Origin of the sequence: Marinoscillum pacificum, assembly GCF_024714495.1 — a bacterium.
GTDB lineage: Bacteria > Bacteroidota > Bacteroidia > Cytophagales > Cyclobacteriaceae > Marinoscillum > Marinoscillum pacificum.
In genome coordinates this window covers 1-12,521 of sequence record NZ_JAMZMJ010000004.1, presented here as the reverse complement: position 1 = coordinate 12,521, position 12,521 = coordinate 1, and the positions used below count along the sequence as shown (strand labels likewise).

7 protein-coding genes are annotated in these 12,521 nt (G+C 39.4%); 4 read left to right on the top strand and 3 right to left on the bottom strand.

The window, feature by feature from the left end; translation table 11 throughout:
• Nucleotides 1-39 precede the first annotated feature (39 nt).
• The 4 genes from NXS00_RS11320 (at nucleotide 40) to NXS00_RS11305 (ending at nucleotide 9,363) form a co-directional block, all read left to right on the top strand.
• Nucleotides 40-1,107, top strand: a complete 1,068-nt coding sequence (locus NXS00_RS11320) for a metallophosphoesterase (protein ID WP_258099312.1) — start codon at nucleotides 40-42, stop codon at nucleotides 1,105-1,107.
• The gene (locus NXS00_RS11315) at nucleotides 1,107-1,982 is read left to right on the top strand and encodes a glycerophosphodiester phosphodiesterase family protein (RefSeq protein ID WP_258099311.1); all 876 of its coding nucleotides are present in this window, start codon (nucleotides 1,107-1,109) and stop codon (nucleotides 1,980-1,982) included. Before NXS00_RS11320 ends, NXS00_RS11315 begins: the two co-directional genes overlap by 1 nt.
• A 125-nt stretch (nucleotides 1,983-2,107) precedes the next feature.
• On the top strand, nucleotides 2,108-5,095 hold the full coding sequence (locus NXS00_RS11310) for a CHAT domain-containing protein (protein ID WP_258099310.1): 2,988 nt from the start codon (nucleotides 2,108-2,110) through the stop codon (nucleotides 5,093-5,095).
• Between the two features lie 68 nt (nucleotides 5,096-5,163).
• A complete protein-coding gene (locus NXS00_RS11305) occupies nucleotides 5,164-9,363 on the top strand; it encodes a LysM peptidoglycan-binding domain-containing protein (protein WP_258099309.1) in 4,200 nt (1,399 codons plus the stop codon).
• On the opposite strand, the gene NXS00_RS11300 is transcribed toward NXS00_RS11305, so the two are convergent.
• From NXS00_RS11300 to NXS00_RS11290, 3 genes are all read right to left on the bottom strand, one after another.
• Entirely contained in the window at nucleotides 9,360-10,403 is a 1,044-nt protein-coding gene (locus NXS00_RS11300; RefSeq protein WP_258099308.1) for a PorP/SprF family type IX secretion system membrane protein, read from the bottom strand. The genes NXS00_RS11305 and NXS00_RS11300 overlap by 4 nt on opposite strands.
• A complete protein-coding gene (locus tag NXS00_RS11295; protein ID WP_258099307.1) occupies nucleotides 10,400-11,692 on the bottom strand; it encodes a T9SS type B sorting domain-containing protein in 1,293 nt (430 codons plus the stop codon). Before NXS00_RS11295 ends, NXS00_RS11300 begins: the two co-directional genes overlap by 4 nt.
• A partial coding sequence (locus tag NXS00_RS11290; protein WP_258099306.1) for a hypothetical protein occupies nucleotides 11,692-12,521 on the bottom strand: 830 nt, incomplete at its 5' end. The genes NXS00_RS11290 and NXS00_RS11295, both read right to left, overlap by 1 nt.

Here is a 12,521-nt window from a genome sequence, read left to right as displayed (position 1 = left end):
AATCTTCTCCTTTATTTAGCGTTTTGCTAACTTATCAAAGTGAAGATCACCAACAAGATTGTCTATCAAAATCTAGATAACCTTTTCGACGCCTCTCCGACTTTCGAGTTAAAGGAGGGAGATAAGTGGGTCGTATTTAGCGACCTACACATGGGCGACGGAGGAAGCACAGATGATTTCAAAACCAATGCAGAACTGTTCAAAACAGTATTGGGTGAGCATTATCTCAAGAAGGATTTTTCGTTGATTCTTAATGGGGATGTGGAAGAAATGCAGCGATTCAAACTGAAGAAAATTCTTAAGCAATGGGAAGCAGTTTATGATCTCTTCGATCAATTCCACAAGAAATCCAGGCTTTTGAAAACCATTGGCAATCATGATTTGGAGCTTGATTTGATGCAGGAATTGCCATTTGATTACCAGTTATTGGAAGGCTTCAAGTTCGAATACAAAGGAGATCATTTGTTCTTTTTTCATGGGCATCAGGCATCTAAGAAATTCCAAAAGCATAATGCGCTTATTGGCTTTACGCTCAAGTATTTTGCCAATCCATTGGGGATCAAGAATTACTCAGTTGCACACAGCAGTAAGAAGCAGTATGCCATTGAGAAGCGCACGTATCATTATTCGGCATACCGAAAAGTAGTTTCGATTATCGGTCATACCCATAGACCTTTGTTCGAATCATTACATAAGGTTGAGCGTTTGAAATTCAAGATAGAACAGTTGATTCGTGACTATGCCAATGATTTAAAGCATAGGACGGAGGAGGTAATCACGACTATCAAGTCACTGAAAAAAGACCTGAAGAAATACTATAAGCAAAACGAAGACACCAATTTTCAGAATTACGTTTACAACACCATTTTTCACATTCCTTGCTTGTTCAATTCAGGGTGTGTGATTGGTAAGCGAGGCATTACGTGTTTGGAAATCGAGGATGGAAAAATTCGGTTAGTCCATTGGTTTGATGCTAATATTAATAAAAAGCACCTTCATAAAAGTGGCTACAAACAGCAGCAGTTAGATGGTACCGACTACCACCGCATGGTGTTGAATGAAGAGACACTTGATTACATTTTTACTCGTATAAAATTCCTTACTTAATGCGTTACTTTTTCATCATTCTTACAATAATCTTTATGAGTTGTAATCCAGAAAAGAAGGAGTCCAATTTTGACCTTCAGGGGCATAGAGGTTGTCGTGGATTATATCCTGAAAATACGATCCCTGCATTCTTACATGCTATCGATTTGGGAGTAAATACTCTTGAAATGGATCTGGCTGTAACTGATGATAGAGAATTGTTAGTGTCTCATGAACCTTACATGTCTGCTGAGATGTGTTTGGATAAGCAGGGAAGAGAGATTTCGGATACTGCGCAGTATCAATACAACATTTATCAAATGAATTACGAGGAAATTCAGCAGTTTGATTGTGGAACTAAGCCGCATCCAAGATTTCCAGAACAAAAGAAAATGGTTGTCAATAAACCTTTGCTTAAAGATGTAATCGCTTCGGTAAATGAGCATTTAAAAGAGTCAGGGAAAAAGCACATCAATTACAATATAGAAATCAAAAGTCAGGAAAAATCCGATGACGTTTATCATCCGTCGCCGGCTGATTTTAGTGATTTAGTTTACTCAACAATTGACGATTTGATTGATTGGAAGTATGTTACCATTCAGTCATTTGATTTTAGAGTGCTCCAGTATTTCCATGATAAATATCCGAAGGTAACGCTGGCCTTATTAATTGAAAATGAACTTCCTTATGAGCAAAATTTGGATTCACTGGGTTTCAAACCAGAAATCTACAGCTGTTACTTTAAGTTGCTAACAGCTCAAACTGTGCATGATCTTCAGGATCAGGAAATTAAGGTGATCCCATGGACTGTCAATGAAGAAGAAGATATGTTACATATGATAGAAATCGGTGTGGATGGATTAATAACCGATTATCCCGATAGATTTAATCTTTAAATAATTGTACTTTATCAAGGTATTTGGCTTTTCATCGATAAATAGAGCTGTTTAATATGGTAAAATTTTGACTTGAAGGTTGGCTGCCGTACCTTTTCTTGCTAATACATCAACCGCGCCAACCAATGCCGAGAATTACCGCCGCACTATTCTTCGTATTGTCTTTAACCATTGCCTATGGGCAAACATTTGACCAGATTCAAAATCAGGTAGAGCAACATATGTCCCAGAAAGAATGGGAATTGGCTTCCGAGAAGATTGAATACTGTTTAAGTCATTTTGATTTAGAGCCACAGACTCAAGCCAATCTCACGCACAACCTTGGATATTGCCTACTTGAAAATCAAGATTATATCGGTGCGAAATTCTATCTCGAAACCACACTTCAGCAGAAGTATAGCATTCATAAGGCCAAAAATCAGGACTATGCGCTTACTGAGGAGCTATTAGGAGATTTGTCCTTGCGCATAGGACAGTTTGAAAAGGCCAAACTCTATTTTCTGGAAGCTCAAAAGATACTTAACGACTACATCGGCACTTTTTCCGATGAAAACGTGGAGGCACTGGTGCGAATAGGTCAGTTTGCTGAGATGGTTGGAGATTACAATCATGCGCATGACTATTTTGATTCAGCATTGTACATTAGTGAAAGAATACACGCTGATCGAAGCCCCGATTTTGCCAATGTTGCCAATCACATTGGACGCATCTATGTGAAAAATGGTGATTTGACCAATGCAGAAAAATACCTGTTGCAGGCAAACAAGATTTACTTACAACTAGGCGATGACTTTGCGCTGCAATACATCGAGTCTCTGGAAAACCTGGCGATTTTATATCAGCACAAAGGAGACTTCACCCAATCAGAGAAACTCCTGCTCAGTATAGAAAAGGAGAAACGAGAACTGTCCAACATCTCCGAAGAATTACTGCTGGAAACGCTAAATGATTTGGGTATTTTGTACCATGAGCTGAATAATGTCACAAAAGCAAAGTCTTATTTTGAAGAAGTATACGGGATTAGTAAGGAGCATTTAGGCAAAGACCACAAATACTATGCTACAGCGATTAACAATTTAGCGGCGATAGCCAAAGAAGAAGGAGAGTTAGCTGCTGCTGAGCGTCTACTCATAGAAGCAACCGAGATATTCGAAAGAATTTATGGCATGGATCATCCCAAATATGCGAATGCACTAAATAACCTGGCGAGTGTGGAGCGTGAAATGGGAGAATACATTTCAGCAGAATCGCATTATCAAAAAGTATTGAAAATTGATCGAATTATTTATGGGGAGAATCACCCTGAGTATGCAACTACCTTAACAAACCTCGGTATCCTGTATTCCGCAATGGGACGTGCATCAGGTGCAGGAATTTGTTACTCTCAAGCGCTCGAAATTCGTCGAAATGCATTAGGTAAAAATCATCCTTCTTACGGGAAGTCTCTGGAGAATATGGGAATGTATTATTACTCGCTTGGCCGCTTGGTGAAAGCCGAGGAATTTTTGCGAGAGGCTATTGACATTCAGTTGGAGCAGGTGAGGTCCATTTTCCCAGGGTTTACTCAAGCTGAAAGATCCAGATTTTATGCAACGATCAAAGCTGATATGGAGCGTTACACATTCATTGTCAGTAAGATGCTGGATGAATATCCGGATTTAATTCAAAATATTCTGGATTATCAGATAGCTACCAAAGGGATTTTGTTCTCATCTTCAGAAAAGGTGCATAACATGATTCTTAATAGTTCGGATGAAAAGCTGATCAAAGAATACAATGACTGGTCTGATGCAACACTGAGACTCGCTGGTTTATATCAGTTGGGGGAAGAAAAACTAAAAACTTATGGAATAGATCTGGCAAAAGCAGAGGAGGCTGTGGAGCGAATGGAAAAATCACTCATGTTTAAGTCTTCAGAGTTTGCCAAATTGTTTGTTTCAGAGCAGGTTAACTGGCGAGCAATTAGAAGAACCTTGAAAGAAGATCAGGCGGTTGTAGAAATTGTTCGGTTTAGAGAGTTTGCGAGTCAGCAGTCAGAGGAGGCCGAGATTTTTGGGTTTACTGATAAAGTGCACTATCTGTACATCATTGTCAAACCGGAATCCTATGTGAATCCAGAGTATGTGTTGGTAGAAAATGGAGCGGCACTTGAGGTAAAGGGGTTTTCACTTTATAAGCATTCTGTCAAATATGAATATGATCTACGAGCGTCTTATATCAACTACTGGCAACCTGTAGATGAAAAATTGGAAGGTGTTAAGCACTTGTTCGTATCTCCTGATGGTGTGTATTTCAAAATGAATCTTAATCTTTTAAAGACTCCTAAGAAAGATTTTGTGATCGATAAATACTATGTGTCCTACCTCACCAGTACCAGGGATTTATATGTGAATCGAAATAGTACAGCTGGGGATAAGCATACGGCTGTTTTAATGGGCAACCCTTCTTTTGGTTCGGCCATGGGAATGCCTTTGTCTTTACAGAATTTGCCTGGCGCAGAACTAGAAGTGCAGGAAATCGCATCGGAATTAAGTAGCAGTGGATGGCAAGTGAATATTTCTAAAAATTCGGAAGCTTCAGAAGCCAGGTTGAAAACAGCCAATAATCCTTCCGTACTTCACATTGCCACGCATGGATATTTTACTGATTCAGATCCTGTTTTGAGCAAAATCACACCTGGTTATGATCCGATGTTTAAGTCTGGGTTGTTCTTGTCAGGAGCATTGACTTCCTATAAAATGTATAATCAGGGTAAGTTTCAAGATGCTTCAAATGATGGGATTTTAAGTGCTTACGAGGCTGCCAATTTGCATTTACAAAATACTCGATTAGTGGTACTTTCTGCATGTGAAACAGCACTGGGAGATATCGAATCAGGAGAAGGAGTTTATGGATTGCAGCGAGCCATGATGGTAGCCGGAGCAAAGAATTTAATTACAAGTATGACCAAAGTGGACGATGAAGCCACTCAGTACTTGATGTCACTCTTTTATCAAGAGTTTATAAAAACCAATGATGTAACGCACTCACTCGAATGGGCACAAGTTAAGCTCAGAGAAAAATATCCTGATCCAAGGATTTGGGGTGCGTTTTTACTTACAGGAACAGGGTAGTTATGCATAATCGATTAACAGTCATTTTTTTGGTATGTCTCATGCCACTATTCTCAATCGGACAGGATTTGAGTAAGTCACTTGTCTTCCGTGAAGGGGATAAATTATTTGAAAGTGGTCAATATGTGAAAGCCATGCGCTTTTATAAAGATGTATTGGATCAGGAACCTGGACATTTAGGTGCCTTATTCCAAATGGGTGAGTGTTACCGGCTCACGTTTGATTATGAGAGTGCTTTATTCTATTATGAAAAAGTGTCTAAGGAAGACGATAGCCGTTTTCCATTGGCTAAGTTTTACTATGCTGAAATGCTGAAGCATGAAGGTGAGTTTAACTGGGCGGTACAGGCATTTGAAGAATTCATGGATCACTTGAAAGAAATTGGCCTTCATGAAGATGAGCGCTATCGACGGTACTACAAGCAAGGTAGGGTAGAAAAAGAAGGCTGTATTTTGGCATTAAATGATCTTACCAATCCAAAACCGGATCACAATTTTGAAAGATGCAGTGACGAGATCAATACAGAATACATGGATTTTGCGGCATTCGCTTATGGAGAGGATGATGAGTTTTTATGCCTAACCTCTTCGAGATCTAACGGTCGTGGAAACCTCATCGATTATCGTTTTGGAGAGTCCTTTGCTGATATCTATCGTTTTCAGCGAAAAGGTGAAAAATGGCAGCCTTACGTAGGATCAGATAAATTAGAAAAAGTTGTCAATACGAAATGGGGCGATGGCTCCGGAACATTCAACAGAGATGGCTCTAAGTTTTACTATACCAATTGTAATGATGACTTAGGTGATGTGTGTCATATCTATGTGACCTCAAAAGTAAATGGCGAGTGGACAGAGCCAAAAGCATTAGGTGAAGCGGTTAATATGGCTGGGTACGATTCACGCCATCCAAATGTGAGTCCAACAGGAGATACCTTGTTCTTCGCATCCAACCGCCCAGGCGGGTATGGCGAATATGATATTTGGATGTCTCTGAACGCTGGAGATGATAACTGGAGTAGTGCAGAAAACCTGGGAAACCAGATTAATACGCCATTTTTTGAAATTTCACCATTTTATGATGCTAACCAAAGAGCGTTGTTTTTCTCTTCTGATGGTCACCGCGGATATGGTGGGTTCGATATTTTCTTAGCTAAAGGATTTTCTTTTTTGGATCCTGAGATTTTCAATCCGGGTTCCCCATTCAATACCAATCGCGATGAGATATTCATGTTTTTGACAAAGCATAAAGGATATCTATCATCAAATAGAGAAGGCGGAGCTGGAAGACTAGATATCTATCAGTTTGATATCAAAACAGAGCAAGAAATCATTACCGAGATTTCCAGTGAAGAAGCCATTGCAGGGAGACAGTCTTTATTTTCGGATGACTATGATTTTGATTCTGATAAAGAAGCTGAAATCAAAGAGATCATTTCCAACATGCTTGCAGCCAAGATCATTGATGTCAATCTGATTATGACAGATGAATTGTCTAATCTTTATAAAAGCTTGAGTCTGGATGATAAGGAGCGTATCAATCGGATTATTTATGCGCGTGTCCGAAAATTGAATGACAATGATATTCGTGCATTAAGGATTGAGGATGAGTTTTATTACCGTGACCTGACCAGTACAGATAAGCATCACATGGATAATTTGGTGATGAAGTACATCGAAGAGCGTGATTTAGCCCTAAGTGTTAGTTTTGATTCGGAAGAGAGACGGTTTTATGATAATCTGGATATTGATAAGCGCGAGACAGTGGATCACTTGCTTGCAACAAGGGTCAAGGAAGCACAAAAAATCAAATATGTTCCTCATACTTATAAAAGCTTAGGAGCTGCAGAACAGAAAAGAGTTGACCAGATAGCCTACGACTATTTTGAGAATAAAAGCCAGATCGATCAATTGGCTTTGAATCCATCTCTGGCATATTACTTAAAGCAAATAGACGATCAGACCAAAGGCACCATATATCAATCGGTGAAGGAAAAGGTTCTGATCATGGCTGATGATCCAAAGTACAAGCTGAATGATGATGATCGAGTATTCTACCAGAATATGTCCTCAGAGCATTTGGCAGCTATGAAGCGGATTGCATCGGCATTTATCGTTTCTGCCATTGATAAACTTAGTGTGAATCTGGATTCAAAGGATTTAAGTTTTTATAAACTATACTCCGATGGTCAGAAAGTAAGACTGAATCGTATTTTGGCTAAAATGATTAAGAACACGCTGAAGGCTGATATGTACTTCGCTGAGTTGAATCTGACAGCTGAACAAAAACAAAAAGTAAAAACGATCAGTGCGGATGATGTGTCTACTTTCATCAATAAAGGAGGATCCATCAATGATCAGGCAGATCAACTTCGAATCCAAAGATTTGTAACCGTATCTGCCCCAACCTGGAATCCGCAAAAACCAAACTTCACGACTCCAGATTTGAGTAATGAATCGGAAGTAGTAGCTAAAGAGACTCCTAAAAAAGAGGTATCCAAGCCTGAGGAGCCAATCAAGCCGGTTGAAGCTAGCAAATCAAGTTCAGTGACAACTAATGTGAGCACGGATAAGCCACAAGTTGCGTCAACTGATATTCAAACTGATGAATCTGCTGAAACACAAAAAGAAGAAATCGCCCAACTCCCGGCAGAATCAATTGCCACTAATAAGCCTGCATCCAATAATACGGAAGAGAGCAAGCCAACCACAAATGTTGTGGCAACTGAAATAGCTCCAACTGTCGAGGAAGAACAGCAGATTTCTACAATGACAGAGGAAGATGTACAGTTTTATATTGCATTAGATACCTCGAAGCAAAAATCGATTGATAGAATTATTGCGATGGAGTACATCAATGAGCAGTATAAGAAATCAGAGGTCAAAGATGATGACGATGCGTTTTTAAAATCTTTTGGCGCATCTCAAAAGACCTATTTGTCCTTGTTAGTTTCTTCACTTAAAGGTGATGCGGTCACTCCAGAAGAAGCTTCCATAACTCGTGAGGCATATGCTTACTATTCTGGCTTAGCACCGTCTTTAAAAAGTAAATGGAACAGATTAGTTACAAGAGAAGCTTTGGTTAAGGATGGAAATAAGTACAAAATCTATCCTTCTGATGCTCAATTGAGATTGTCGATGACTGAGGAGGAAAAGGCAGGTCTTTCTAAACTGAAAAACCTTCGTTTTGAAAATCAGCGAATACTGAGTGAAAATGTGTTGGTAGAGAGAAATGATGATGTCTCTAGTAGTGTCAATTTCGCCGTAGCGAAATTTGAGAATAGCAATTTCAATTACATCTCGGCTCAAGGAAACTTGTATGACAATGAATCAGGGAAACCAAAAGCAAACTTCCCTGTGGAGGTTGTTGATAAGGATGGCAAAACCATAGCCAGGGCAATGACCAACGATCAGGGTAAATTCATTTTTGAAGACATTCCAAACGGTGAATTCAAAATTGTATCTGGTCAGAGTGATGTTACTGGCGGAAATTCCGGAGTTGCCGCTTCATTCTTCGTGAAGGATTTGAAAGTAGAAGGTACAGAGTCTGGTAAGTATCAATATTCAGTGAATACAAACATCTATTTTGATTTTGGATCGTATCAAATTCGACCTGAGGCAATGATTGCTTTGAAAGAAATTGCTGAATACTATAAGAAAAATGAGGTATACATTCAGTTGAAGTCACATTCTGACAATGTGGGTAATGAAGACTATAACCTGAATCTAAGTAAGCTTAGAAACGAGCAAGCATTGGGGATGTTGAAGAGTTTAGGAGTGAAAGTCGAAAATATGGAGTGGTTAGCAATTGGCCAGTCAAGCCCAGTAGCTCCTAATGACAATCCATTCGGTAGACAATTCAATCGCCGAATTGAACTCCAGTTAAAATCGAATGCTCCTATAGATTTCCGTCCAGTAGAGACATATCTGATCCGTCCAAAAGGGACTTTGTACAGTATCAGTAGAAATTTCCATGTGACCATTGAGGACATTCAGAAGGCAAATGGATTGCCAGACTTTGGTTTAGAAGCTTTCCGTCCCTTACGAGTTCCAAATCCAGATAATGTAAGACCAAACCTAGACATGTTAGTAGAGCTAAATGAATCTGTAGTGATATCAGATAATTCCTACACAGTGAAGCAAGGTGAAACAGTGACAACCATAGCTGAGAAGTTCAACATTCCAGAAGAGTTAATCATGGAAATGAACAACCTTCAAGGTATTGACTTGGAGAAAGGGCAAAAGCTTAAACTTTATATCAGAGGAAATTAGAATAGTGGGTTGGAAATTTTTCTGACCCTAGATTCTTTTCTTAGTACGTACTGAAGTGACAACTCGAAGTGGTTTCTAGAATACTCTATTTCATCATTGTAGAACAAGTTACTATTCAGATCATAGCTTGCTTTCACACTAAACGAATTGTAATTAAATCCACCCAGGAATATAAAAGAGTCGCGTAATCGGTACCACGCCCCTGCAACGAATTTAATATCCGTTCCTGTTCCAAAATTGTTTTCGTGTAGCGAATACCACATATAAATCCCTCCATCTGCAGTGTAGTTTCTACTTTGATATTGGATCAGGATGTTTGGAAGAATATTGTATTTTCTCACTTTGAACTCAAATCCGCCATGGTATTTGAATAGCATAGGAGCTTTGGCATTACCATTTTTCACGAATGACTTGTCTGGTCTGTTGATGTTGGTAATTGCAAAACCAGAAAATGCGCTGTAATTGTACAAAGTGAAATTCCTTTGACGGTTGTAATAGTACATCACTCCAGCGTTGACAATCATGTGGTTGGTTTCGTCATCAAATTCGTTGACTGGAGTGGCCATAGAGTCATCATATCCATAGTACGGGTTATAGCTACTTCCCCATCGCAAATCACTAAAGTTTACTCGGTAGCTTTCATAGCCTAGTTGAACTCCAGCAGCAATAACTTCTGTACTGAGTCTCCCAATGGAGAAATTGTGACCATAGTTTAGGAAAGCTCCTGAAATTTTAAATATGCCTTCATAACCAGATTGATTATTGTATGCCATCAAACCAACTCCACCTCTTGGCAGGTTTTCTGCCTTGTTGATTAAGACAGGCATAGACACAGATATTTGACTGGTTTCGTTATAGTTGACCCCATTATCCATTGGTCTTCTGTAGTTCACAAACAGTGAAGGTTCTACATAGATGGCAGAAAATGCAGGGTTCAAATACAGCGATGATGAAAAGAACTGAGAGAATTGCAATTCCTGGCCGAAAACGGAAATCGACCCAAATAGCACCAATGACGATATGATTTTTTTCCAACTCATCTCTTCAACATTATAGTGCCTGAATACTCATTTATTTTTTCTGGTTCGTATGCATAAGCGTACTGTACGAATACATAGAATAAACCAGTTTCTTCTTCTTTGCCAGCTTCATTAACCCCATTCCAGCCAATCTGATTGGCTTCTTCAAAGGTGTCCGCTTGATAAACTAGCGTACTGAATCTATTATAGATTTTAATCTGAAAAGGAGAGTTGGCGATCAGCTCACCAAATACCTTATAGGTTTGATTTCGTTTGTCAGATGCTGCTGGAGCAAATACATTGGGGAAGAATATTTCTCCTTTAGGATCTATGGTTGGTGCAAGTGCTATACCGAAATAGCGTGATGCTCCTCTCTCAAATGAAGCAGATTCACCACTGGTGATTATCCCAAAACTTACAGAGTCAGTGTCATACAAAGACTCTATTCCCAGAGAACTGTATTCGCCTTGAATAGAATCAGCAACTGCAATAACTGGCGTATTGAATTTATGTCTGATATTATTCGGGTTGGTGAACGATTCGAGATCTTCTTCAGTGAAATCAATTTGTATAATCGATTCACTAATTTCTCCTTTATTCAATTGTATTTTCCATCGATTATGATCGGATACGCCAATCAAATCAGATCCAGCAGTAGCTGCTATTGGATCATGAATTAAGCTTACGTCTATTTCAGTAGAATTTCCTGATCCTTGCATTTCCAGGAAAGAAAGAGTACCGTAATATCCTTTGTTACCTACAGGAAAAATTCGATACCCAGTTCCTCGAGAGGTTATTACTCCTTCGTAATACGATTCAGAGCCGGGTTCATGTGTAATTTCGGCTCCGCTTTCCACGATAAATCGTGTAGAATTGTCAGTAGTTAGAACGCCATCTATGAAATGTAGCCCTTCAGTGATTTTAATAGAGTCTGCGTTGAATTGTACTGTTCCAGATTTATGAATTACTAGACTGGAAATGGGCAGATAAGAACTGGCGAACTGTTGCTCTCCGTCACCAGAAAAAATCATTTCTCCTTGGGAGGTATTAAAAGTTCCTGCATTGGCCCAGTTTTGATACATATCTAGCTGGCCATTGTTAATAAAGAACCCAACATTCGTGATGTTACCCATGCAGATGAAAGAGCCACCTTCCTTTACTTCTAGTCTTCCGTTATTTAGTAGGTCAGTTCCCACTGCAACTTCAGCTCCATCTGATATGGTAAACTCAGCGCCTGATGGAATATAGAGATCTTGAGCCACCAGTGGCCATGAAATAATAAGGAACGATATGTAAATAAGTTTCCTCATTAGTTAATGGATCTATTAAGTTCAACCCATGCATTCAAATAGGCATTCCACATGATTGTTAGTGTAGAACCAACCTCACCTCCATCTGGTCCCCAATCCCCATTGAGCATTGTGTTACCAGAGTCTGAAAGAATAACAGCGCTTTGAGAAGACGATGAATTAGCACTTGCTACCAAAATTAATATGAGCATCTGACCGTCTTTAGTGCCGTTTGAAATTGTAAATGAAGTATTTGAACCAGAATCTCCATCATTGACGTTAATTAATGATCTTGATCCAACTGTAATAACAGTTCCACCTACATTTACATCTTCATTATTCGGGTTAATATTAATTGCAGTTAGTGTCTTATTGGAAAGAGTTTGATTATTGTCTGTTCCTACAAGTGTTGTTGTGGCATCAGGCAGAGTAACTGTATAATTAGCATCTCCAGTTCCAGGCGCTAACGTCACCGCATATCCATCTGAACTACTACCTTCAAATGTCAGGTTACCTTGGATGGTAGAGTTTACCGTTAAGTTGTCGGTCGCTATATCATCACCTAATGAAGTACTTCCATTCACAGAGATGCCATTAATATTGGTAATACTTGACGCATTCGCATCGGTTCCCATTGATAGAACATCAGACAGTGATGGTGTTGTTGCCGCATCAATCTGACTTTGCATACTGGCCATATCAGTGCGTATTGCTGAAGTTGAGTCGGTTAAGGCTAATCGTACATTCAGTACAGAATCAGCCAGAGCTGAAGCCAAATCAGAGCGAACGTCATTAGCCGAGTCGATTAAGGCAGCATGTAAATCCGCACGAATATCAGTAGCCGTATCGA